Source organism: Paracoccus sp. (in: a-proteobacteria) (assembly GCF_030538655.1).
In the GTDB taxonomy this organism is placed as follows: Bacteria; Pseudomonadota; Alphaproteobacteria; order Rhodobacterales; family Rhodobacteraceae; genus Paracoccus.
In genome coordinates this window covers 93606-115628 of sequence record NZ_JAUNTO010000004.1, presented here as the reverse complement: position 1 = coordinate 115628, position 22023 = coordinate 93606, and the positions used below count along the sequence as shown (strand labels likewise).

19 protein-coding genes are annotated in these 22023 nt (G+C 63.4%); 8 read left to right on the top strand and 11 right to left on the bottom strand.

Annotation, left to right across the window (positions count from 1 at the left end; translation table 11 throughout):
* The first annotated feature begins 98 nt into the window (after positions 1 to 98).
* Together Q4G22_RS04385 and Q4G22_RS04380 are read left to right on the top strand one after the other, a co-directional pair.
* Positions 99 to 1097 carry a Fe(3+) ABC transporter substrate-binding protein gene (locus Q4G22_RS04385; protein ID WP_303384681.1) on the top strand — a complete coding sequence of 333 codons (999 nt, stop codon included), beginning with the start codon at positions 99 to 101 and terminating at the stop codon, positions 1095 to 1097.
* Positions 1098 to 1200: 103 nt separating this feature from the next.
* Complete coding sequence (locus Q4G22_RS04380; RefSeq protein WP_303384680.1) at positions 1201 to 2139, top strand: nucleoside hydrolase; 939 nt, start codon at positions 1201 to 1203, stop codon at positions 2137 to 2139.
* Positions 2140 to 2146: 7 nt separating this feature from the next.
* Here the strand turns inward: Q4G22_RS04380 and Q4G22_RS04375 are convergent, their stop codons facing one another.
* From Q4G22_RS04375 to Q4G22_RS04360, 4 genes are all read right to left on the bottom strand, one after another.
* Entirely contained in the window at positions 2147 to 2686 is a 540-nt protein-coding gene (locus Q4G22_RS04375) for an NADPH-dependent FMN reductase (RefSeq protein ID WP_303384679.1), read from the bottom strand.
* Positions 2683 to 4470: a monovalent cation:proton antiporter-2 (CPA2) family protein gene (locus Q4G22_RS04370; protein ID WP_303384678.1), complete on the bottom strand. Its 1788-nt coding sequence runs from the start codon at positions 4468 to 4470 to the stop codon at positions 2683 to 2685. Before Q4G22_RS04370 ends, Q4G22_RS04375 begins: the two co-directional genes overlap by 4 nt.
* 71 nt (positions 4471 to 4541) lie before the next feature.
* Entirely contained in the window at positions 4542 to 5927 is a 1386-nt protein-coding gene (locus tag Q4G22_RS04365; RefSeq protein WP_303384677.1) for an oligosaccharide flippase family protein, read from the bottom strand.
* A 123-nt stretch (positions 5928 to 6050) separates the two neighbouring features.
* Positions 6051 to 8867 (bottom strand): hypothetical protein, encoded by a 2817-nt coding sequence (locus Q4G22_RS04360; protein WP_303384676.1) that lies wholly within the window; start codon positions 8865 to 8867, stop codon positions 6051 to 6053.
* A gap of 349 nt (positions 8868 to 9216) precedes the next feature.
* Between Q4G22_RS04360 and Q4G22_RS04355 the strand changes: the two genes are divergently transcribed.
* Positions 9217 to 10827, top strand: coding sequence for a hypothetical protein (locus Q4G22_RS04355; protein ID WP_303384675.1), 1611 nt, complete (start codon positions 9217 to 9219; stop codon positions 10825 to 10827).
* Between the two features lie 128 nt (positions 10828 to 10955).
* Here Q4G22_RS04355 and Q4G22_RS04350 read toward each other — a convergent pair whose 3' ends face one another.
* The gene (locus Q4G22_RS04350) at positions 10956 to 12224 is read right to left on the bottom strand and encodes a glycosyltransferase family 4 protein (RefSeq protein ID WP_303384674.1); all 1269 of its coding nucleotides are present in this window, start codon (positions 12222 to 12224) and stop codon (positions 10956 to 10958) included.
* A 62-nt stretch (positions 12225 to 12286) separates the two neighbouring features.
* On the bottom strand, positions 12287 to 13132 hold the full coding sequence (locus Q4G22_RS04345) for a glycosyltransferase (RefSeq protein ID WP_303384673.1): 846 nt from the start codon (positions 13130 to 13132) through the stop codon (positions 12287 to 12289).
* A 129-nt stretch (positions 13133 to 13261) separates the two neighbouring features.
* On the opposite strand from Q4G22_RS04345, the gene Q4G22_RS04340 reads away from it, so the two are divergent.
* The 3 genes from Q4G22_RS04340 to Q4G22_RS04330 all read left to right on the top strand — a co-directional run bounded on the left by Q4G22_RS04340 (position 13262) and on the right by Q4G22_RS04330 (position 16583).
* Entirely contained in the window at positions 13262 to 14062 is an 801-nt protein-coding gene (locus Q4G22_RS04340; protein ID WP_303384672.1) for a WecB/TagA/CpsF family glycosyltransferase, read from the top strand.
* A gap of 84 nt (positions 14063 to 14146) precedes the next feature.
* The gene (xrtD, locus tag Q4G22_RS04335; protein WP_303384671.1) at positions 14147 to 15745 is read left to right on the top strand and encodes a VPLPA-CTERM-specific exosortase XrtD; all 1599 of its coding nucleotides are present in this window, start codon (positions 14147 to 14149) and stop codon (positions 15743 to 15745) included.
* Positions 15746 to 16115: 370 nt separating this feature from the next.
* The gene (locus tag Q4G22_RS04330) at positions 16116 to 16583 is read left to right on the top strand and encodes a VPLPA-CTERM sorting domain-containing protein (RefSeq protein WP_303384670.1); all 468 of its coding nucleotides are present in this window, start codon (positions 16116 to 16118) and stop codon (positions 16581 to 16583) included.
* Between the two features lie 49 nt (positions 16584 to 16632).
* Here Q4G22_RS04330 and Q4G22_RS04325 read toward each other — a convergent pair whose 3' ends face one another.
* Positions 16633 to 17430 carry a TlpA disulfide reductase family protein gene (locus Q4G22_RS04325; protein ID WP_303384669.1) on the bottom strand — a complete coding sequence of 266 codons (798 nt, stop codon included), beginning with the start codon at positions 17428 to 17430 and terminating at the stop codon, positions 16633 to 16635.
* Between the two features lie 99 nt (positions 17431 to 17529).
* Between Q4G22_RS04325 and Q4G22_RS04320 the strand changes: the two genes are divergently transcribed.
* Together Q4G22_RS04320 and Q4G22_RS04315 are read left to right on the top strand one after the other, a co-directional pair.
* Entirely contained in the window at positions 17530 to 18285 is a 756-nt protein-coding gene (locus Q4G22_RS04320) for a sulfite exporter TauE/SafE family protein (RefSeq protein WP_303384668.1), read from the top strand.
* A 2-nt stretch (positions 18286 to 18287) separates the two neighbouring features.
* Positions 18288 to 18635: a RidA family protein gene (locus Q4G22_RS04315; RefSeq protein WP_303384667.1), complete on the top strand. Its 348-nt coding sequence runs from the start codon at positions 18288 to 18290 to the stop codon at positions 18633 to 18635.
* Here the strand turns inward: Q4G22_RS04315 and lpxB are convergent.
* From lpxB to fabZ, 4 genes are all read right to left on the bottom strand, one after another.
* Complete coding sequence (gene lpxB, locus Q4G22_RS04310; protein ID WP_303384666.1) at positions 18613 to 19773, bottom strand: lipid-A-disaccharide synthase; 1161 nt, start codon at positions 19771 to 19773, stop codon at positions 18613 to 18615. The two genes, Q4G22_RS04315 and lpxB, sit on opposite strands and share 23 nt — an antisense overlap.
* A 76-nt stretch (positions 19774 to 19849) precedes the next feature.
* Positions 19850 to 20644 (bottom strand): LpxI family protein, encoded by a 795-nt coding sequence (locus Q4G22_RS04305; protein ID WP_303384665.1) that lies wholly within the window; start codon positions 20642 to 20644, stop codon positions 19850 to 19852.
* Positions 20641 to 21429: an acyl-ACP--UDP-N-acetylglucosamine O-acyltransferase gene (gene lpxA, locus Q4G22_RS04300; RefSeq protein WP_303384664.1), complete on the bottom strand. Its 789-nt coding sequence runs from the start codon at positions 21427 to 21429 to the stop codon at positions 20641 to 20643. Before lpxA ends, Q4G22_RS04305 begins: the two co-directional genes overlap by 4 nt.
* Complete coding sequence (gene fabZ / locus Q4G22_RS04295) at positions 21422 to 21901, bottom strand: 3-hydroxyacyl-ACP dehydratase FabZ (RefSeq protein WP_303384663.1); 480 nt, start codon at positions 21899 to 21901, stop codon at positions 21422 to 21424. Before fabZ ends, lpxA begins: the two co-directional genes overlap by 8 nt.
* Between the last annotated feature and the right edge of the window lie 122 nt (positions 21902 to 22023).

The following is a 22023-nucleotide window of genomic DNA, read 5'->3' as shown; positions in this document are numbered from 1 at the left end:
AATGGCCGGGGATCGCCACAAAGTTTTTCTGTCAGATATTGACGCACAGGACCGGCGATGCAAGAACCCCTTCAGATACCTGACTGGAGGAGTCAATCATGCGTTCTGTCGTCCTTGCAGCCCTGATCGCCGGCACCGCCCTGCCCGCGCTGGCCCAAGAGCTGAACATCTATTCCCACCGCCAGCCCATGCTGATCGACCCGCTGTTGGAGGCGTTCACCGCCGAAACCGGCATCAAGGTCAATTCGGCCTATATCAATCAGGGGATGGTTGAACGCTTGCAGGCCGAGGGAGAGCGTTCGCCCGCCGACATCGTGCTGACCGTCGATATTGCCCGGCTGGGGCAGATCAAGGACGCTGGCCTGCTGCAACCCGTCGAGGACGCGGCGCTTGAGACGATTCCGGCCGGGCTGCGCGATGCCGATAACGAGTGGTTTGGCGTCACCACCCGCGCCCGTATCGTTTATGCCAGCAAGGATCGCGTGGCCGACGGCGAAGTGACCACCTATGAGGATCTGGCCGATCCGAAATGGAAGGGCCGCATCTGTTCGCGCACCTTCGGCAATGATTACAACATCGCCCTGACCGCCGCCTATCTGGCCCATCACGGCGAAGAGGCGACCCGCGAATGGCTGACCGCCCTGCGCGCCAACCTGGCGAAAAAGCCCGAGGGGAACGACCGCGCTCAGGTCAAATCCATCTGGGCGGGCGAATGCGACATCAGCATCGGCAACACCTATTACATGGGCGTGATGCTGAACGACCCGGAACAAAAGGAATGGGCGGAATCGGTGCGGATCGTCTTCCCGACCTTCGAGGATGGCGGCACGCATGTAAACGTTTCCGGCGTGGGTATGACCAAGGCCGCCCCCAACCGCGAGGCGGCGCTGCAATTCATGCAATTCCTGGTCAGTCCCGAGGCGCAGCGGATCTATGCCGAATCGAACAATGAATTTCCGGTCATCGACGGCGTGCCGCGGTCGGAACTGGTTGCCAGCTGGGGCGAATTCACCCCCGACGCGCTGGCCTTGCCCGAGGTTTCGGACCTGCGACCGGCCGCGCTGAAACTGATCGAGGAAGTCAACTTCGACGGCTGACCGGGGCGGCATCGCCGGACCGGGGCCTTGCCCCCGACCCCAGGATATTTAAAGACCAAGGATGGGCGCGGGGGTTTCCTGCGCCCGTTCTGCTGGGGGCGATATGGCACAAAAGATTATCATTGATACAGATCCGGGGCAGGATGATGCGGTGGCGCTTTTGCTGGCACTGGCCTCGCCGGAATTGCAGGTGCTGGGGGTGACGGCGGTGGCGGGCAATGTGCCCTTGCCTTTGACGGCGCTGAATGCGCGCAAGGTGGTGGAGTTGTCGGGGCGCGGCGATGTGCCGGTGTTTGCGGGCTGCGATGCACCGATGCACCGGCGGCTGGTGACAGCGGAACATGTCCACGGCAAAACCGGGCTGGACGGGATCGAATTGCCTGAACCCGTGTTGGCCTTGCAGGATCAGCACGCGGTTGATTTCATTATTGAAACCTTGCGGCGAGAACCGGCGGGAACGGTCACGCTGGTGCCGATCGGGCCGCTGACCAATATCGCCACCGCCTTTCGGCGTGCGCCCGACGTGGTGGCCCGTGTGCAGCGGATCGTGTTGATGGGCGGCGCCTATTTCGAGGTCGGCAACATCACCCCGGCGGCAGAGTTCAACATCTATGTCGATCCCGAGGCAGCGGCGATTGTGTTTGACGCGGGCGTGCCTTTGGTGGTGATGCCGCTGGATGTGACCCATGCGGCGCTGACCAACCGCGCCTGGGTCGAGAGGATGCGCGCGATGCCAAACCGCTGCGGACCTGCCGTGGCAAGCTGGACCGATTTCTTTGAGCGCTATGACCGCGAGAAATACGGGAGCGAGGGCGCACCGCTGCATGACCCCTGCACCATCGCCTGGCTGTTGCGGCCCGATCTGTTTTCGGGGCGCGAAATCAACGTCGAGATCGAAACCAAGGGCGAATTTACCCTTGGCATGACGGTGGCCGATTGGTGGCGGGTCAGCGACCGCGCCCCCAATGCGCTGTTCATGCGCGATGTGGACGCGGCGGGGTTCTTTGACCTGCTGACCGAACGGATTGCCCGCCTGCCCTGATGCCGTGTCACAGGCTGGCGGCAAAGCCTGCGATAAACCCGGCCAGAGCTTCGCGGGTTTTGTCGTCGGTCAGGTCGCCGTTTTCGTCAAACAGGCTGCCAGCGCGCGACACCATCAGCCGACCTTCAAACCACGGGCGGGTGCGCAGGGTGCGCAGCACCGGCAGCCAGTGATCCTGCGCCAAGATCGTGCCAAACCCGCCGGGCGAGGCGCCGATGACAGCCACCGGCATCCCGGCGAACAGATCCAGCCCCGGACCGCGCGACATCCAGTCCAGCGCGTTCTTGAACACGCCGGGAATACCGTTGTTATATTCGGGCGTGACCAGCAACAGCCCGTCTGCTGCGCCCAGCTGTTTCTGCAACTGCTGCACCGCTGCGGGCAGGCCGTGGGTGGCTTCCAGATCGCCGTCATACAACGGCACCTCGCGGATCGAACCGATCTCGATGGTGACGTGATCGGGCGCGGTGTCAGCCGCCGCGCGCAGCAGACCCGTGTTGAACGAGGCGCGGCGCAGGCTGCCAGACAGGCCAAGGATGGTGGTCATGCGGGTTTCTCCTCTGAGGGGCGGGGGCGAGGCGTGGTCAGCGGCTCGGGCGTGGGGCGATACAGGCGATCCAGCCCATCGCGGAGGTCGCCCTGCACCTGCATGGTCAGCCGCTCGGCGTCACGGCGACGGATGTCTTCCAGCGTTTCTTCGATCTCAGGCTCTGACAGGCCGAGTTCGCGCAGGCTTTCCGCACCCATGACAAGGGCGGATTCCAGCGTTTCGCGGATTTGGTAATCGACGCCAAGGCGGATCAGTTCGACGGAATGCCGTCGGTCAGTCGCACGCACCAACAGTTTAGCCATGGGAAATTCGTGATGAACCAGTTCGGCAATGCGGGTGGCCACCGCCTGATCATCAACGCAGACGATGATAACCTCGGCATCGACGGCGCCGGAATGATGCAGAATGTCCAGCCGCGCGCCATCGCCATAGAAGATCTTGAAGCCGAACGCCTCGTTGGCGATGCGGATCAGATCGGGGTCGGTTTCGATCACCGACACCTCGACATTCTGGCGCAGCAGCATCTGCGACACGATCTGCCCGAACCGGCCAAAACCGATCATCAGCACCTGCCCATGCAGATCGCGCGCCTCGTCCACCCCCTCCATAGAGGGCGAGTCGTCTTTTAACAGCCGGTCGGCGGCGATCAGGATCAGCGGGGTCAACGCCATCGACAAGATCACCACGGTAGAGAGCAGCGCGTTTTCATGATCGGTGATGACCCGCCCGGACACAGCACCCAGAAACAGCACAAAGGCGAATTCGCCGCCCTGCGCGAACATCGAGGCGCGGTGCAGCGCGGCATGATTGCTGTCGCCGAACAGGCGGGCGACCAGATAAATGCCCGCCGCCTTCACAGTCACGGCGGCGATCAGCATCGCCAGCACCATGGACCAGTCGGCGGCGATCAGGCGCAGGTCCAGTGACATGCCGACCGCCATGAAGAACAGCCCCATCAGCAGGCCCCGGAACGGTTCTATGTCGGTTTCGATCTGATGCCGATAACTGGACCCCGACAGCAGCACGCCCGCAATAAACGCCCCCATCGCCATCGACAGCCCGGCCCATTCCATCAGCAACGCGGCCCCCAGAACGATCAGCAGGGCACCCGCTGTCAGCACCTCGCGCGTGCGGGTGCGGGCCAGAAGGGCGAAGAACGGGTCCAGCAGATAACGTCCGGCAAGGATCAGCGCGGCCAGCGCACCGATGGCGATCAGGATACCGCCAATCCCGCTTTCGCCACTGGACACTGGGGACAGCATGGCGACGAAGGCCAGCAGCGGCACGATCATCAGATCCTCGAACAGCAAGATCGAAACAGCCTTCTGCCCCTCGGCGCTGGCAATTTCGCCGCGTTCCTGAAGGATCGACATGATAACGGCGGTCGATGACATCACAAACCCCGCGGCGCCGACAAAGGCGACCGCAGGGCTAAAGCTGAACAGCACGATGCCACCGACGGTCAGCAACGCGATACAGGTTATCACCTGCGCCGCGCCCAGGCCGAAAATCTGCCCGCGCATCCGCCACAGGGTCTGCGGGCGCAGTTCCAGCCCGATGACGAACAGGAACATGACAACGCCCAGTTCGGCGAAATGCAGGATCGAGGCCGGATCAGAGAACAGCCCGAACACCGAAGGTCCGACCAGCGCCCCGGCGGCGAAATAGCCCAGAACCGAGCCAAGCCCAAGCCAGCGGAACAGAGGCACCGCCGTGACCGCCGCGCCCATCAGCACGACCACCGGCCCGATCGTATGCGCAAGCCCTGCTGCCTCTGCCATGTTCGTCCCCCATCATTGTTTGCGTTATCAGACGTTAATTCCCAGACAACCGCAAGGGGGGAACAGCCCCCTCAGCCGCCATAAAGCCCCGTGGCCGCAACAAAAACAGCCGCCGCCACGGTGGCGGCGATCAGCGCCAGTTCCTGCCCGAACGGCGGCAGGTTGGGCATCCGCCGCCGCGCCCCTATAATCAGCAGCGGCGTGGCCCAGATCTGCGCCAGCGCGATCATGGTGATCGCCGCGGTCACGCCGAACTGCGTCAGCGCCAGCGGCAGGCCCACCAACATGACAGCCGCCGAAATCATCGAGACAAAGGCAACATTGCGGCTTTGCCCCTCGGCCAGAAGGAACATCGCATAGGGGGTCGTGCGCGCGCACAAAAAGCGGAACGACAGCAGCGAAACCATCCAGCCCGCCGCGTGATATTCGGGGGTATACAGCGCCTGGATCAGCAGCGGGCCGATAAAGAACCCGCCCAGAAATGTGACCAGAACCAGCGCCGCAAAGGCACGCATGACCTTGCGGAACACCTGGTCAAAATGATCGCGGGCGGTGCGCAGCTTTTCGGCAAAGCCCGCCAGCGCGATCTGCGATCCGACCATGGAAATCAGGTTCATCCCCGCCTCGATCCACAAAGCGGCGATGACGTAGATGCCAAAGGTGGTCTTGTCCAGAAACGCACCCAAAATCAGCCGGTCGCCCTGATTGGCCACAAAGGTTGACAGCGATGACACGATCAGCCAGCGCCCGTATTGCCACAGATCGGCAGCAATTTCGCGATCCCAGACCCAGCGCATCGGCGTATCGCGAAAGGCGATATGGGTCCAGATCATGCGCTGAAACGCGCCCAGCATCATCCCCAGCAACAGCACCCAGACAGTGGCCTTCCATTGCGCCAGCAGCACCATCAGGATGATGACGATGATCTGGTTGCCGATGTCGATCTGCGTGATCTTGCCCAGCATCAGCCGCCGTCTGGCCAGTGCGACCCCGGCCGATTCACAGCCCTTGAACAGCATCGCCAGCGACGACACCACGATCAGCCATGGCAGTTGCGGGTCGGCGTAAACACTGTCGGGCGGGGCCAAACGCGGCCCCAAAACCCCGATACCCAGCCCCGCAGCCGCCACCACTGCGGTAATCAACGTCGTTCGCACAATCTGCACCGACCATGCCGCGCGCAGGTAATACAGCTGATCGCCACGCTCGGACCGGATGATGCTTTGATGGACGCCGATGTCGGACAGCATCGTGACCAGAATATGCACCACCACCACCATCGCCATCAGGCCGAACGCCTCGGGCACCAGCAGGCGCGTCATGATGAGGTTGCTGACAAGACTGAGGCTGCGCTGTGTCACAATTCCGCCCACAGTAATAACCGAGGCGCGAATGCTGCGTGCCCGCAACGAACCGGAATCACCCGTCAGGCGGCGAAAGAACGATGGAATCTGCATGAAACGATGACGCACAAACTTACAGGAAAACAGCTTTCCGGCGCAGCTTGTGCCGCCTTTGCAGATCAAAGTCGATAGCCGATTGCCGGGGCAGGTAAACGATTGGCAAACATACGCGCAAGGTCACGGCGCTGCGCCCTCGATCACATAGATATAGGCCGACGCCCCCGGCAGCCCGCAATCCGGCGCACCACTGTCGGCCCCGCCGATCCTTAGCAGCCCGTCACGGATCAGGGCCGGGTCCAACGCGATTTCGTCGATCACCGGGGCGGGACCAGTGGTGAAGTTATCATCATAAGCCCCGCCGGTGCGGATCAGGCGCAGCGACCCGGCGCGCGTGACAGGCAAGGCCACCTCGACCGGGGTGCAGGCGTCGGTGCCATCAGGCGTGTCGGGCACCTGTCGCGACAACGCAAAAACGGTCAGTCGGTCATCATGACGGGCCGCGTAAACCGCGATTTGCGGCGCGCGGCGCACGGCGGCACGCCTTTCGGCCTTGCGCAGACGCTGAGTCGGCATATCGCCCGAGGCCGTAACGGCCAGCATCTCACCCGCGCCGTGGCGGTTCATGGCGGCCAGCAGGTTCCACGCCGGATAGCCCGCGCCGCCGTCATACCAGTTCTGATGCGAGCGCCAGTATTCGCCCGGACCAAAGGTGAAAAAGTTCTGCACCGTCATGCCCAATTGCCGCTGCATCAGGAAGGTATCCAGTGTCGCCACACCAGCGGCGCGGCTTTTCATCACCTGTTCCTGTTCGCGCTGCTGTTCGGGTGACAGCTTCGCGCCATTCAGCCCGTTCATCACATAGCCCGGCCCGGCCTCATACGTGCCGATCAGCGGGCGGCGCCCGGTCTGTGTGGAAACATCTTCAGCGCCCTTTGACACCTGTTCGATCCGCTGCGGCGTGACCTGAAGCACCTGATTGAGCAGGTTCATAAAGCTGGCCCTGTTGCGCCGCGGCGGGCCTTCGTTTTCATCCCAGCCGCCGTTATAGGCCGCAATGCTTAACAGATCGGCGGCATCGGCAGGCGCGGCCATCTGCGCCGCGCGACTGCCGAAATCGAAACCCGCGCGACCGCCGATGACGAAAATCATCTTGTCCTCAAGCCCTGCGCTATCCCACCATGGGCTGGACCGCAAAATCTGCGCCACATGGGCCTGAAACAGACCGTAAACCTGCCCGCTGTCATATTGCGTGCCGGTCGCAGCATCCGTCATGCCACGAAACACCCACGGGCGAAAAATCGGGTTCCAGGTTTCGTTGCCGACCTCGAAATAGATGCGGTCGAACTGATCGGTCCAGGGGGCTGCCCGCCCCTGTGCCGCCCGCAGCGCAGCCCAGGGCTTGTCAGCAGGGTCATCCGTCGCCGGATCAAAGGGGGCGGCCAGATATTCGATCAGTCCGCGCCATTCCTCATCGTTCAGATGCGGTTCGATCTGAAGCCATGGGTCTGCCGCCGCATCCTGCGCCCAGCCCAGAGAATCAGGCATTCCGGCCATCTGCTGATGCCGCAACCGGAACCCGCCGCTGCGCAGAAGCGCGGGCAGATCATAGGTGTCGGTCCCGGTGCGCACCATTCCGTGAAACCGCAGCGCCGAGATCCCGGCATCGTGCAGGGCTGTGCTGTCTTCGGCGCTCAGCGCCAGAAAGGGGATGTCGCTGCGGTGAACGCGCACATCATCCACATCGACCCAGCCCGGTCCCTGAAAGGCCAGCACCATCTGGCCGACAGGCCGCGCCTCGGTCAGCATCTCGGGCACGGTAAAGGTGGCGCTGACATTTGCCCATTCCGTGCCGTAATCCAGCGGCACGGCGGGCAAATCCTGATATGCGGTGCCCAGCAGGCGGAACTGCGCCCGGCCCGCACGCGCGCCGCGCAGACGTGCGGTCACGGTGTATTCCACGCCGGGGCGCAGCACCTGATACCAGCTTTGCCCGGTTCCCGCATGATTATACGCGCCAAGGGAAAACCGTGTCCGGCCCGGCAGTTCGACATGCAGATAGCTGCGCCCGCCCCATGTCCGCGCCGGATCGGGATCATGCGGGCGAAGCGACCATTTCGCATCACCCTGCGCATCATAGAAATCCGGCGTCATACGGCGCAGCCAACTGGAAGCGGCACCTGCGTTCCACACCCGGTCCGAGACCAGTTTCGTGCGGTCAGGCTGTTCGATCAGCTTGCGCAACACGATCAGATCGCCGCGTCGCACAGGCTCACCCGATGCGGCGTCGGTCAGGGTCAGGCCAAAGCCGCGCATCTGTTCGGGCGCGACATAGGACTGATAGACCATCACCCCCACAATGTCATCGTCATCGGCAGGCAAATCCCAGGTCAGCTGCACCTTGGCACCAGAGTCCATCCGCGCGCTTACCCCCTCGGGGGCAAGCGGCCCGCGCGGATCGGTGGCGGCATAGGGATCATCGACCGATGGCGGCCCTTCCGAGGGCCGGTCGGGATCGTCGCGGCTGGCCTGATCGCGCAGATCCTGTGGCACATCGACCCGTGCGGGAACGGCATAATCCGACAGGCGGCCCTGACTGTCATAGGTGCGCACGGTGAACCAGCGCGGCACGCCGGGGCGTTCCCAATCGGCGATCCAGACCGTCGCACGGCCCAGACCGGGATGCACCGAGATCATGCCGCCCGTCAGCGGCAACCACCCCGAAACCGCATGGCCGCCGGGGGCCACAGTGCCGCTGCGCACCTCGTGGAACCGGCCGTTCTCGACCCGCAATACCTGCACATCGGCAGCATCCAGCGCGCCATCGCGCAACACATCCCAACGGCTGACATCCTGCGCACTGACCACGATCCGTCCCGGCTGATCCACAGGCGAATCGTCCGCCGCATAGAACCAGTCGCGATGAATGATCGGTTCAAAGTCCCCGCCAGGGAAAAACGTGCTGCCCTCGCCCATGCTGTCAACCGTCGCCGTCACCCCTTGGGCGGCTGGCGCAACAACCTGATCGCTGACAGAAAAACGCGCCGGACCTGCGGACGCAGGCAACCCCGCCACAGCCAGAAGCGACGCCAAAGCCCCCCCAAGGCACAGCGCGCGCCACCATAAATGAAACAACATCGAACCGTCTCCGTCAGGTTGGGCATGCGACCGTTGCCCTAGCACAGGCACCCGCCACTGTCTTGCCGAGGCGGCGGCTTATCGCCGTAACACTGTCTGCTGCGGCTTAAAATCGCGTAAATTTGCAGGCAAACACTTCGTCTTGACGGCGATTGGTGGCATGATACGGCGTCCGCTGTCACCATTGGTCGCCCTTAGGTTCATTGTCATGGTCTATCTTGCCCTGTTCAGCTATCCGCTGGTGGCCATCCTGCTGTTCCGGCGGATGCAACTGGTGCCGGCGCTGATCTGGACATTCCTGTTGGGCCAGATGTTTCTGCCGCAAAGGTTTGTCATCAACATCCCCCTGCTGCCAGATCTGGACAAAACCACCATGCCCGCCGCCTGCGCGCTGGTGCTGGCGCTGAGCCGGGGGCGCGAAGAAATGCGCCGGGCCGCGCGTTCGACGGTTCGGGCCGCCGGATCGGTTCGCGAAACAGTCGCTGGAAAACTGGCGCATCGCAAACGGCATCCGATTTTTCTGCTGCTGATGCTGAGCTTTGTTCTGACACCGCTGGCAATCGCATTTACCAATATGGATGCGTTCAGCGTTGGCCCGGTAACAATGCTGCCAATGCGGATGTTTGACGGCTTTTCCATGATGCAGGACGCGATCATGACGCTGATCCCGTTCTTTCTGGCCCGCCGCTTTCTGGGCACACCCGAGGCGCAGCTGACATTTCTGCGCATCCTCGTGACCGCCGCGCTGATCTATTCGGTCTTCATGCTGTGGGAGGTGCGTTTCAGCCCGCAGTTGCACCGCCTGACTTACGGCTATCACCAGCACAGCTTTGTTCAGCATGTGCGCGATGGCTTTCGCCCGATGGTGTTCATGTCGCACGGGCTGGCGGTCGGTATTTTCTGCGCAATGTGCTGTCTGGCGACGGCGGCGCTGTGGCGGGTGTCATCGGATCGTCTGAAACAGGCGACCCAGGCGCGGCGCCAGAATCAACGCGGGCGCGCACCCGTGGCACTGGACGTCGCGGATGACACGGCAGCCGTTCAGGAAACCGCCGCGCGATCGAGGCGCGAAACGGCCCCGCGACGCGGCGCGAAACAGGCGCGTGATCCGCTGCGTAACCCGACACGCTGGGTGCTGACGCTGATGTGGCTGATGTTCATCACCTTTATCAGCCGGAATATGGGGGCAACCGCCATCGCGGCCGCGCTGTTGCCGTTTATCATTTTCGGCGGCATTCGCCTGCAACTGATGGCTGCCGCTCTGATCGGGCTGTTCATTCTGACCTTCCCGATGATGCGCAGTGCCGGGTTGGTGCCGCTGGATACGGTTCTGGAATGGTCGGGAAAAATCAACGAGCAGCGTGCAGATTCCCTAGCCTATCGTATCCGGAACGAGGATATGCTGCTGGAAAAGGCCAACGAACGGCCACTGTTCGGCTGGGGCAGCTGGGGGCGCAACCGGGTCCGCGATCAGGTCACGGGGCAAGACATCAGCGTGACCGATGGCGGTTGGATCATCACCTTGGGCACATCCGGCTGGGTCGGCTATCTGTCGTATTACGGCTTGCTGATCGTGCCGGTCGCGCTGCTGGCGCGGCGTCGCCGGGGGGATCTGGACACAGCATCCGCGGCGCTGTCGCTGATGCTGATCGCCAATATGATTGACGCGGTTCCCAATTCCAACATCACGCCGCTGACATGGTTGATCGCCGGATCGCTGGCCGGACGGGTGGAATTTACCTCTCGCGTTGCCGCACCGTCGCGTCGTGCCGCAGCAGCCTTGGTCGGCACCGCACGAGAACGGCACGCCGTGGCGTAAACGGGGTGAAGCGTCGCTCCCCGGCTGCCAGTCTTGAGCGGTGGCCGACGCAAAAGCAGCCCTTCGGTCCATCTGACCACTGCGCCACCCTTGCGCAGCCATGAAGTTATCTGGTGGGGCGTAAATCTTTACGATGCCACCGGCGGCCGCAGCGTCGGCGGCAGATCACTGGCCAGACTGCCCCGGAACAGATCCGCCAGCCATGCCGCTTCGGATGTGATAGCATAGTCGGCGCGCACCTTGTCGCGCCCGACCTGCCCCATGCGATCCCGCAGTTCGGGGTCAGACAGCAGCGCATCCAGCCGCGCGACCAGCGAATCCAGATCACCGGGCGGCACCAGATAGCCCGATGCGCCATCCTCGACCAATTCGCCAATCCCGGCGATGCGGGTTGTCACGACGGGCAGCCCTGCCGCCATCGCCTCCATCAGCACGACGGGCACACCTTCGGCAAAGCTGGGCAGCGCCAGCAGGTCGGCCTTGGCCAGATGCGCGGCGACCTGATCCTGTGTTTGCGTGCCGGTAAACGCCACCGCAGCATCGACCCCAAGCGTCCGTGCCTGCGATTCCAGCGCAGGCCGTTCCGGGCCGTCGCCGACCATCACCAGACGCGCATCGGGGTGCTGCGGCAACAGGGCGGCCAGCGCCTCGATCATCAGGGGCGCGCCCTTGACACCCGACATGCGCCCGATGAACACCATGGTCTTGCCCGGCGGGCTCACACGCGGCCCGGCATAGCGTTCGGGCTGAATGCCGCAATGCACGATCCGCATCCGGTTCCAGTGGCTGCGATCCGAAAACAGCATCCCCTGCGACCGGGCGAAGTGGCTGATATAGGCGGAAAAGGCGCTGCGGGCGATCTTTTCATCCAGACGCCAGCGGTGCGGCTCATACAGCTCGGTCGGGCCGTGCAGGGTAAAGCTGAACGGTGTGCCGTTCATTTCCGAAGCGAGCATTGCCACGGAACAGCTTGAATCCATGAAATGATTGTGCAGATGCCGTGCGCAGATCCGGTGCAGGTGATCGGCCAGCACCCCGGCTTCGAGGAAATAGAACATCTGCCACAGCGCCGCCTTGACCCCAGGCGAGCGGGTGCGCCAGGCCAACCCCAAGGCCCGCGCCCATCCACGCGGATTGCGCCGCAGCGCGCCCAGATGCGCGCCAATCAGCCGCAGCGGATGTTTTGCCTGCGACAGCACATAAAAGGTCTGCGCCAGTTCGGCCTGTTCGGCATCGCCCGCAACCTCATGCGCGGGGGGGCGGCGGATCGAACAGGTGCGGATGTCCAGCCCCAGATCACGCAGCGCCGCAACCTCGCGCTGAATGAACGTGTGTGACACCTTGGGGTAATCGCCCGTCAGATAGGCGATTGTCGGCGTTTCGGTCTGCTCTGTCATCACGGCCACCATTTACCTGAATACGCGCGGGCTGTAGCGCCTTTACCACCTGCCCCGCAACCCTAGCGCCCCCTGCTCCACCCGCCGTCACCGCGGCCTGCGCGGGTGGCGACATGCACAGCCAGATAGGTCAGCATCGACAGCGGCCGCGTCAGCCCCAGCCGCATCAGCAGGCCGGGGGTGACGCGGCCCTTACCCTCGTTTTGCAGCAGATCGGGCCAATGCTCGGCCAGTTGCGTGACACCGGCATCCTGACGCCGCCGCACACGCACCAGCGGCCCGAACCCCTCGATCATCGGCCAGATATAGCGGGCAGGCACCTCGACCCGCTCATCCGGGGTGAAGTGCAGCCGCACAAAGGTATCGTCGGAAATGATGTCGGGGAATGCCCCCCACCGTGCCCGCCCGGCGGCGTTGATCGCAAACAGCCCGGCACCGACCGCACCGCCCTTGACGAAGGGCAGCTTTGTCCAGATGCGGGCATAGCGACGGGTGGTGCCGGTGCGTGCCGGCGCGACCTGCAAGGTGCCGGTGGCATAGCGTGGCTGCGGCACCGCCAATGCGCCGCGCAACTGCCCCAGCAGGGCCGGTTCGCAGATCACATCGGCATCCAGAAACACGCGCGGCGCATCGGGGGTAGCCACCGCCTCGGCCCGGTTCAGCGCGTTCACCTTGCCCGGTTCGGGAATCGACAGCAGCAGCAAGTCCCATCCACGATCAGCAAAGCGCCCGGTCCAACCGCGCACCTTGTCCTCGGTCGCATCTTTGCAGGCGTTGGCGGCGACGATCACCTGCACCCGCCCCGCCGCCTGATCCTGTGCCAGCAGCGCGGCAAGGCAGGGGTCGATGTAATCCTGTTCATTGCTGGCCGGGATAATCACCGTCAGATCGGGGGAACCGGGAACCATTTGTCATAACCTCACTTTACCGCCAATGCGTCAGTTACACATATTTTCCGTTGCCATGGATCATGCTATCCGAGGATGCAAGACAGTTGCTGTCCGTGTTGATCTGTAAATATCAAGGGTAACCAAGTGATGAATCAGCGGCAAGAATCCGTGCGGATTCCGGTCTTTGCCAATGGCCGGTCCGAAACAATCCGCATAACCGCCCCCACCCGCGCCGGTTTGCTGGCCGATCTGGAACGGCTGATGGCGGCGCGACAGGGCTTTACGCTGGCGACGCTGAATCTGGATCATCTGGTCAAGCTGCGCAAAGATGCCGATTTCATGGCCGCTTATCAGGCACATAGCCATATCGTCGCCGATGGAAACCCGATCATCTGGCTGTCACGGCTGGCCGGGCAGCCGGTCGATCTGATTCCGGGATCGGAACTGGTGCAGCCGCTGGCCGCACTGGCCGCGCGCACCGGCACGCGGGTCGGTCTGCTAGGCTCGACCGACGAGGTGCTGGCGCTGACGGCGCAGCGGCTGGAATCCGCGCATCCCGGCCTGAACGTGGCGCTGCGTCATGCGCCGCCCTTTGGCTTTGACCCCACGGGGGCGGCAGCGGATCATGCGATCAATTTGTTGCGCGAACAGGATATTGGCCTGTGCTTTCTGGCCCTTGGCGCACCCAAGCAGGAAATTTTCGCCGCCTATGCCGCGCAATCCGTGCCGCAATGCGGCTTTGCCTCGGTCGGGGCGGGGCTGGATTTCATTGCGGGCAGTCAGGTCCGTGCACCGAAGTGGGTGCAGTCGATTGCGATGGAATGGGCCTGGCGCATGGCCAGCAATCCGCGCCGGCTGGCGCGCCGTTATGCCGATTGCTTTGCGATTCTGCCGGGCTTGGCCCTGCAAGCGCGCCGCAACCGGGCAGCCGCACAAAAGGAAACTTGATCGCATTTTCAGCATTTGCCGCTGTTTTTTTGCAGGACAAAGGTTTATGTTGCCCGCGTTTCAGAGTGCCGGAAAAGTTCCCAGATGACCGATACCACCGCCCCCCGCAGCAGTTTTGCGCTTGCCGACTGGATGCGCCCCGGCCCGTTCTGGCTGGTGTTGTCAATCGTGGCGGCCTTTGCCTTTTTCAGCGATGGCATCAACGCCCTGCTGCGCGCGTGGCAATTGCCGGAATACAGCCACGGGCCGCTGATCCCGGTGCTGTCGGCACTGCTGTTCCTGCGCCAGCTTAAGGAAGAACCCGTTCGCGATGGCCCGGTCACAGATCGCTGGCCGGGGGTGGTGCTGCTGATCGTGGCGATGTTGTTTGGCGCGCTTGGCACCTTGTCCGGAATCGACGACGTGGTGGCCTATGCGCTGATCCTGTGGGTCGGCGCGGTTCTGCTGATCTCGTTCGGCTGGTCGCAGGGCAAGCATTTCTGGCCGCCGGTGCTGCATCTGGTCTATATGCTGCCGCTGCCCGGTGTGCTGTATTTCAAGATGTCCACCTGGCTTCAGCTGATTTCGTCTGAACTGGGCGTGTTCTTCCTGCGCCTGATCGACGTGCCGGTGTTCCTTGAAGGCAATATCATCGACCTTGGCGTATATAAGCTGCATGTGGCCGAGGCATGTTCGGGCCTGCGTTACCTGTTCCCGATTCTGTCGTTCAGCTATATCTTTGCGGTGCTGTATCGTGGCCCGGTCTGGCACAAGGCCGTGCTGCTGCTGGCTGCGGCACCAATCACCGTGCTGATGAACTCGGTCCGCATCGCCTTTGCGGGCTGGATTGTGAATTATGTCGGGCTGGAACATCTGGAAGGCTTCACCCACTTTTTCGAAGGTTGGGTGGTGTTTCTGCTGTGCGTGCTGATGCTGTTCCTGCTGGCATGGCTGTTGCTGTTCCTGCGCCGCGACCGGCTGAGCCTGGTGGACGCGCTGGATCTGAACACGTCGGGCCTTGGCACCCAGTTCAGCCGTCTGCGCCTGATCGAGCCGTCCAAGGCGCTGATCGGGGCCACCGTCCTGCTGATCGCCGGTGCTATTGCGGTTCAGATGCGCCCGGAAATGCAGACCGTTCAGGTTGACCGCACGCCGCTGACGCTGTTCCCGACGCGGATCGGCGAATGGCGGTCGGACGGGCCAGTGCCGCTGGACCCGGCGATTGCGCGGTCGCTGGCCGCGGATGACTATATCTCGGCATCCTATGTGCATCCCGATTCCAGCACGCCGGTGCAGTTCTTTTCGGCCTATTACTACGATCAGTCCAAGGGCGGCATCCATTCGCCTGAGATCTGCCTGCCCGGTTCCGGCTGGGAAATCGCCTGGCTTCAACGCGAGGATATTGCACCGCAACTGGGTCTGGATCAGCCGTTCAATCTGAACCGCGCCATCATCCAGCAGGGCAATACGCGGATGATGGTGTATTACTGGTTCGAACAGCATGGCCGCCGCACGGCATGGGATTTCGCCGCCAAGATGTGGCTGCTGTGGGACGCGATCACCATTCAGCGCACTGATGGCGCCTTGGTGCGGATCATCACCCCGATCAATCCCGGTGAGTCGGATCAACAGGCCGAAGCGAGACTTCAGGAACTACTGAAAGACAGCCTGCCGCTGTTGCCACGCTATATCCCCGGCCTGTGACGGTTTTTGCCGTCACACTGGCATGGCAGCTTGCGATGGCCTCCGAATCTGGGTGATTTGATCCATTTGCCACTTGTGCATAACACACTTATCGGTTAGCATAACAAATGCTGCATTTGGCTGTTGTGCCAGAAGCGGCTGCTTTACGCCCGTTTCCGGGGTGACGCTTGGCAGAAATGCGCCGTTCAGGCGCAACATTCTGCCACGGTGATGGCTCTGAGCGCATTATTGTTGTCGCAGATTTTCCCGAAATCTACGTTGGCGCTGGGCAACCGCACGGTTGTTCACTGCTGTAACAAGATTGGGCAATTCAATGGTTCCTTCTATCTTCAAAACAGTAGCGGTCGCTGGCGCTGTGACGCTGGCATCTTTGACCGCGGCATCTGCGGCGACGACAATCGCCGCAGATAACACTTATCTCAGCGTCGGCGGCATTGTGTCGGCGCCGGGCACGTCGTTCCAATACGACTATATCGCGTCCGAGGATCTGACCGTCGATCAAATCGCGCTCAGCGCGGTTGGTGGGGCAACCGATGTCGGCAAAATCACCGCAACGCTGGTCGGCACGTCGCAAAGCGTGGTCATGTCGCCCTATACCAGCGGCCTGGTCTCGTTCGGCGGCGGCTTTTTGTCTGGCTTTGCACTGAAAGCGGGCGAAAGTTTTTCGATCCTGTTCGACGTGCTGGCAGGCAACACGCTGGCGAATGGCGTCGGGGTTCAGGTCAGCTTTGACACCATGGCCCCGGCCCCCGTGCCGGTGCCTGCAGCGGCTGGTCTGCTGGCGACCGCGCTTGGCGCACTGGGTTTTGCCGCCCGTCGCAAGCGCAAATCGGCCTGATCCCGACCCCACCCCGGCAAGGAAAGGCGGCTGTCATGGCCGCCTTTCGTCAATCCAGCGCCGCCATGCGTGACAACAGCAATTCCGATGAAATTTCGCCCACATGGACGCTGCGCAGCACCCCGTCGCGTCCGACAAACAGCGTCGCGGGCAGGCCGATGGCGGCATAATGCCGACCAAAGCGCCCATACCGATCCAGCACCACATTGGGCAGGCTGATCCCCTCGGTCGCCAGATAGGTGGCGATCCGGGCGGCATCCTCGCGCTGATTGACGAACAGAAACACCGTTTCGGGGTTGTCGCGCGCGACCTGCGCCATCATCGGCATTTCGCGTCGGCAGGGGCCACACCACGTCGCCCACAGGTTCACCACCACCGGCTGGCCGGTCAGACGGGCCGGGATCAGGCCCTGCCCGTCCAGCGTCTGAAACGGCTCATCCGGCAACACGGCAGGGGGGACGCTGCCGGTCCACAGGATCAGCACCACCGCCGTCGCCAGACCAGCGGCCGCAGGCGGAACCGCCCAGCGCAGCAAGGCCCCGTGCCGCCGCAGATAAACAAAGGTGAACACGATCATCGCGACAATACCGTTCGACACCTTGAACCCGCCCTGCCAAAAGGCCAGCGCGCGCCATGGTTGCGCGGCGAAGGTATCCAGATATTCCAGCACATGCCCGAACCGCGCCGCCAGCACAAAAACCAGCACCGACAGCCAGGCCCATGTCGCCAGCCGGGGGTGCACACGCCGCGCCAGCAATTCAGACAGCAGCACAAACACCGCCAGCGCGGCAATGGCGGTAAAGCGATCGGCGGAAAAGACCAGAGGACCAAGGGCAACAGCGTTCATGCCCCCGGCTTGGCCCGCCCCCCGCCAAAAGTCCACCCCCGGCCCGTTGACAATCGCGCCACCCCTGGCCTTTGATCCGCGCTGCACAAGGGGACGCGCATGGCCGATTTTCTGCTGCTGTTCATTGCCGGAATTCTGGGCGGTATCCTGAATGCCGTCGCGGGCGGTGGCACCTTCATCACCTTTCCGGCGCTGGTGTTCACCGGCGTGCCGCCCGTTGCCGCCAATGCCACCACCACGGTTGCGGCGCTGCCCGGCTATCTGGCCGCCGCCATCGGTTTTCGTCGCGACATCGCCTCTTTACCCAAAGCGCCGCTGATCCGGGTCACGGTCTGGACGATGATCGGCGGTGCTGTCGGCTCGGGCCTGCTGCTGGTCAGCTCGAACAAGGTCTTTGCGATTCTGGTGCCGTTTCTGCTGCTGGCCGCGACGCTGATCTTTATGAACGGGCCGCGCATCCGGCGAATGGCGGCGGGCTGGCGGCACGCAGTTGCGCCGTTCGGGCTGGGCACCCTGCTGCCGGTGGCGATCTATGGCGGCTATTTCAACGGCGGATTGGGGATCATTCTGCTGGCGATGTTTTCCATGTGGGGCATGACCGACTTGCATCAGATGAACGGGCTGAAAAGCTGGCTGTCTTTTGCACTGGCGGTGATCGCCTTTGCGGTCTTTGCAGCCGGGGGACAGGTGGTCTGGATACCGGCGGCGATCATGTCAGGGGGCACGATCATTGGCGGTGCCCTGGGTGCGCCAGTGGCCCGGCGCATCCCGATGCCCGCGCTTCGCCTGTTGATCGCCGCGGTCGGATTCGGCATGACAGCAATATTCTTTTGGCGCCTGTGGAGCGGAGCATAAACATGAGTGACATCAAACGGATCGAAACCGGCCAGCGGATGAGCCAGGCCGTCATCCATAACGGCATCGTCTATCTGGCCGGTCAGGTCGGAGAGCCGGGCGCGTCAGTGACCGATCAGACCAAGACTGTTCTGGCCCAGATCGACCGCCTGCTGGCCGAGGCCGGCACCGACAAGACCCGCATTCTGACCGCACAGGTCTGGATGGCCGACATGGCGGATTTCGCGGAAATGAACGCGGTCTGGGACGGCTGGGTCGCCCCCGGCCATGCACCTGCCCGCGCCACCGGCGAATCGGCCCTGGCTACGCCGGATTACAAGGTGGAAATCATCGTGGTTGCGGCGCAGTAATCGCCGCCAGAACAGATCGGGCCGCCCGATGGCCGGGCGGTTCGCCCCCCTGCCCCAGCCGCCGCATCGTCAGGGCCATGGCATCCAGTTGCGCCTGTCGCGCCGCCCCGCCGCGCAGCAGATCGACCAAGGCATCCGCCATCGGCGCAGGACGACAGTTTGCGGCGATGAATTCAGGCACGGCACGGGTCTCGCTGACCAGATTGACCAGCGTGACCGTATCGGTCAGCATCATACGCAGAATGATCCAGCGGCTGAGCGGTGCCATATCATAGGCAATCACCATCGGCACCGCATTCAGCGCCAGTTCCAGCGACACCGTGCCCGAGGCGGCCAAGGCCGCGTCCGCCGCCGCAAAAGCCGCCAGTTTGTCATCCGCGCCCGTGACAATCAGCGGGACGAGCGGCCAGTTCCGGGTCATGGCTTCGATCTCGGGGCGCAGATTATCCAGTGTCGGCAATACCACCCGCAGCCCCGGCACCTGCGCGGCCACCAGCCCCAACGTTTCGCCGAAGCGCGCCGTCAACTGCCGGATTTCGCCCCGGCGTGATCCGGGCAGGCACAGCACCAGCGGCGCATCTGCGGCGATGCCGTGGGCTGCGCGAAACGCCGCCGCTTGATCCGCGCTGGCCGGGGTTGCCGTGGCGATCGGATGGCCGACGAAATCGCAACTCATCCCGGCGGCCTGCATATAGGGCGGCTCGAACGGCAGCAGCGCCAGAACGTGATCGACGACAGGCGCCATCTTTGCCGCCCGCCCCGGCCGCCACGCCCAGACCGAGGGCGCGACATAGTGGATCACCCGCAAATCCGGCCACAGCGCCCGCGCCCGCCGCGCCACCCGCAGACAAAAGTCGGGACTGTCGATGGTAATCAGCGCCGCGGGCCGCTCCGCCGCCACCGCCTGCGCGGTTTCCTCGATCCGGCGTTTCAGGTGGAAATAGCGGGGCAGCACCTCGGTCAGCCCCATCAGCGTCAGTTCCTGCATGGGAAAGCGGCTGACCAACCCCTGTCCCTGCATCAGCGGCCCGCCGATGCCGTCAAAGGCAACCCCCGGCGACAGATCACGCAGCCCCGCCATCAGCGCCGCGCCAAGGGCATCGCCAGACGGCTCGCCCGCGATCAAAAAAAATCTCATGCCGATGGCCTCGTGGCGCCCAAAGTTGCGTATTCAGACAAACAGGAAGCGGGCTTCCTGCCTGGATAAAGGCCCATTATTCCGCCCGCGCCCACAAAAACAGCCCCTGCGCATCGGCACGGCGGATCGTTTCGTCGCGGTTCAGAACGATAACGCCCGCCGCCTGCCACGCAATGCCCGACAGCCCGGCGGCAGCGGCCTGATCGACGGTATCGGGGCCAATGGTTGGCAGGTCGACCCGACGGTCCTGCCCCGGTTTGGGGGCTTTATACAGCACGCCACCGCGCGGGTTTCTGCGCAGCGACTGATGGCGGACCACAAATTCCAGCATCGCCTGCGTGCCCGGCAGAGTTTCGATGGCAAGGCACAGCCCGCTCACCACAACACAGCCTTGCCCGATGTCCAACGGCCCGGTGGTGTTCAAAATGGTCGCGGCGCGTTCGGCATCGGCCGTGTCTTGCGAGGATGGGTCGCCGCACAGCAGGCCCCGCCCCGGCACCAGATCAGGGGCAATGTCGGGCAGCGCGCAGATGGTCAGGCCGGATTCCTCGAAAATCTCCAGCAGAGTCCGCAGCGCGGCGTCATCACCCGATTGCAGCGCCATCAGCATGCGCGGCACCAGCTGCGCGGTGCGCGGATCGAACATCTCGGGGTCAAGCCGTGGGCGCTGCACCGCCCCGGCAAAGATCACCCGCGTGATGCCGGTATCCGCCAGATGATCCAGAAACGGCACCAGACGTTCCAGCCGAAAGGGCGTGGCCGGAATCGATGGCGCAAACCCCTCTAGCGCATAGACCGGCGCATCGGGCAGTCGCGCGGCCAGATCAGGGGCCAGTGCCCCCTGCCCGGCGATGATGGCAAGATCGCTCATCCCGGATGCGGGGTCAGAAAGCTGCGGTCCGAGGGGCCGAGAATGAAATCCAGCACCTCGCGCTGCATCGGGGTCACGTTGTTACAGGCTGCCCCACGTGCCTTTTCGCGAAAACTGCCGCTTCCAAGCGCTGTCAGCAGGTCACGCAGCGCAGCAATGTCGGCACGCGTAGCGCCGCGCCGCTTTAGCCCGACAAGGTTCAGACCGTCCAGATGTGCACGCGGCCCCTGCACCAGACCATGCGGAATCACATCCGCCGTGACCATCGACAGCGCCCCGATCATCGCGCCACGCCCGATGCGCACGAACTGATGCACCCCCGACAGGCCGCCAACGATCACGTCGTCTTCCAGCACGCAATGGCCCGCGACAGCGACATTGTTCACCAAAATCACCCGGTCGCCGATCTGGCAGTCATGCGCGACATGGCTGCCCGCCATGAACAGCCCGTCATCGCCCACACGGGTCAGGCCGCCGCCGCCCCCGGTCCCCGGATTCATGGTGACATATTCGCGGATTCGGTTGCGCGCACCGATTTCCAGCCGCGTATTCTCGCCCCGGAATTTCAGATCCTGCGGCGCCTCGCCAATGCAGGCAAAGGGGAAGATTGCAGTCTCATCCCCGATCACCGTATCCCCCGCCAGAACCACATGCGATTTCAGCACGACACCACGCCCCAGCCGCACCTGCGGACCAATCACGCAAAACGGCCCGATGTGGCAGTCCGGGCCGATCACAGCCCCGTCCTCGATCACGGCCGAGGGGTGGATCACGGCCTCAGTCATCGGCCCTCAGCGCCATCATCGCGGTGAATTCGGCCTGCGCGGCCAGTTGCCCATCGACCAGCGCCCGGCCTTCGAATTTCCAGATCTTGCCGCCGCCGCGCTTGGCGGCGACATGCAGTTCCAGCACATCGCCCGGCACCACCATGCGCCGGAATTTGCAGGCGTCGATCCCCATGAAATAGGTCAAAAGCGGCTTGTCGATGATGTTCATGCTGATGCCGACCACCACAGCCGAGGTCTGCGCCATCGCCTCGATGATCGTAACACCGGGCATCACCGGCTCGGCCGGGAAGTGACCCTGGAAATGCGGTTCGTTGCAGGTGACGTTCTTGATCCCCACCGCCGACTCGTTGGGCACGATGTCGCGCACCTTGTCGATGAACAGGAACGGATAGCGATGCGGGATGATCCGCTTGATAAGGGCCAGATCGGCCTCGGTATAGGGGGCGGGGGTTGGTTTTGTATCGGCCATGATCCGTCCTTCGCGCGTTTCCAACCGACTAGCAAACCAAAGGTCAGGTTGACAAGGTTGTGTTATCAGAACCACAGCCCCCGCATCTTCTGTCCATAAATATCCTCTGGGGGTCCGGGGGG

Coding starts and splice junctions, on each gene's coding strand:
- Q4G22_RS04385 (WP_303384681.1), top strand. CDS start 99: ATGCGTTCTGTCGTCCTTGCAGCCCTGATCGCCGGCACCGCCCTGCCC.
- Q4G22_RS04380 (WP_303384680.1), top strand. CDS start 1,201: ATGGCACAAAAGATTATCATTGATACAGATCCGGGGCAGGATGATGCG.
- Q4G22_RS04375 (WP_303384679.1), bottom strand. CDS start 2,686: ATGACCACCATCCTTGGCCTGTCTGGCAGCCTGCGCCGCGCCTCGTTC.
- Q4G22_RS04370 (WP_303384678.1), bottom strand. CDS start 4,470: ATGGCAGAGGCAGCAGGGCTTGCGCATACGATCGGGCCGGTGGTCGTG.
- Q4G22_RS04365 (WP_303384677.1), bottom strand. CDS start 5,927: ATGCAGATTCCATCGTTCTTTCGCCGCCTGACGGGTGATTCCGGTTCG.
- Q4G22_RS04355 (WP_303384675.1), top strand. CDS start 9,217: ATGGTCTATCTTGCCCTGTTCAGCTATCCGCTGGTGGCCATCCTGCTG.
- Q4G22_RS04350 (WP_303384674.1), bottom strand. CDS start 12,224: ATGACAGAGCAGACCGAAACGCCGACAATCGCCTATCTGACGGGCGAT.
- Q4G22_RS04345 (WP_303384673.1), bottom strand. CDS start 13,132: ATGGTTCCCGGTTCCCCCGATCTGACGGTGATTATCCCGGCCAGCAAT.
- Q4G22_RS04340 (WP_303384672.1), top strand. CDS start 13,262: ATGAATCAGCGGCAAGAATCCGTGCGGATTCCGGTCTTTGCCAATGGC.
- xrtD (WP_303384671.1), top strand. CDS start 14,147: ATGACCGATACCACCGCCCCCCGCAGCAGTTTTGCGCTTGCCGACTGG.
- Q4G22_RS04325 (WP_303384669.1), bottom strand. CDS start 17,430: ATGAACGCTGTTGCCCTTGGTCCTCTGGTCTTTTCCGCCGATCGCTTT.
- Q4G22_RS04320 (WP_303384668.1), top strand. CDS start 17,530: ATGGCCGATTTTCTGCTGCTGTTCATTGCCGGAATTCTGGGCGGTATC.
- Q4G22_RS04315 (WP_303384667.1), top strand. CDS start 18,288: ATGAGTGACATCAAACGGATCGAAACCGGCCAGCGGATGAGCCAGGCC.
- lpxB (WP_303384666.1), bottom strand. CDS start 19,773: ATGAGATTTTTTTTGATCGCGGGCGAGCCGTCTGGCGATGCCCTTGGC.
- Q4G22_RS04305 (WP_303384665.1), bottom strand. CDS start 20,644: ATGAGCGATCTTGCCATCATCGCCGGGCAGGGGGCACTGGCCCCTGAT.
- lpxA (WP_303384664.1), bottom strand. CDS start 21,429: ATGACTGAGGCCGTGATCCACCCCTCGGCCGTGATCGAGGACGGGGCT.
- fabZ (WP_303384663.1), bottom strand. CDS start 21,901: ATGGCCGATACAAAACCAACCCCCGCCCCCTATACCGAGGCCGATCTG.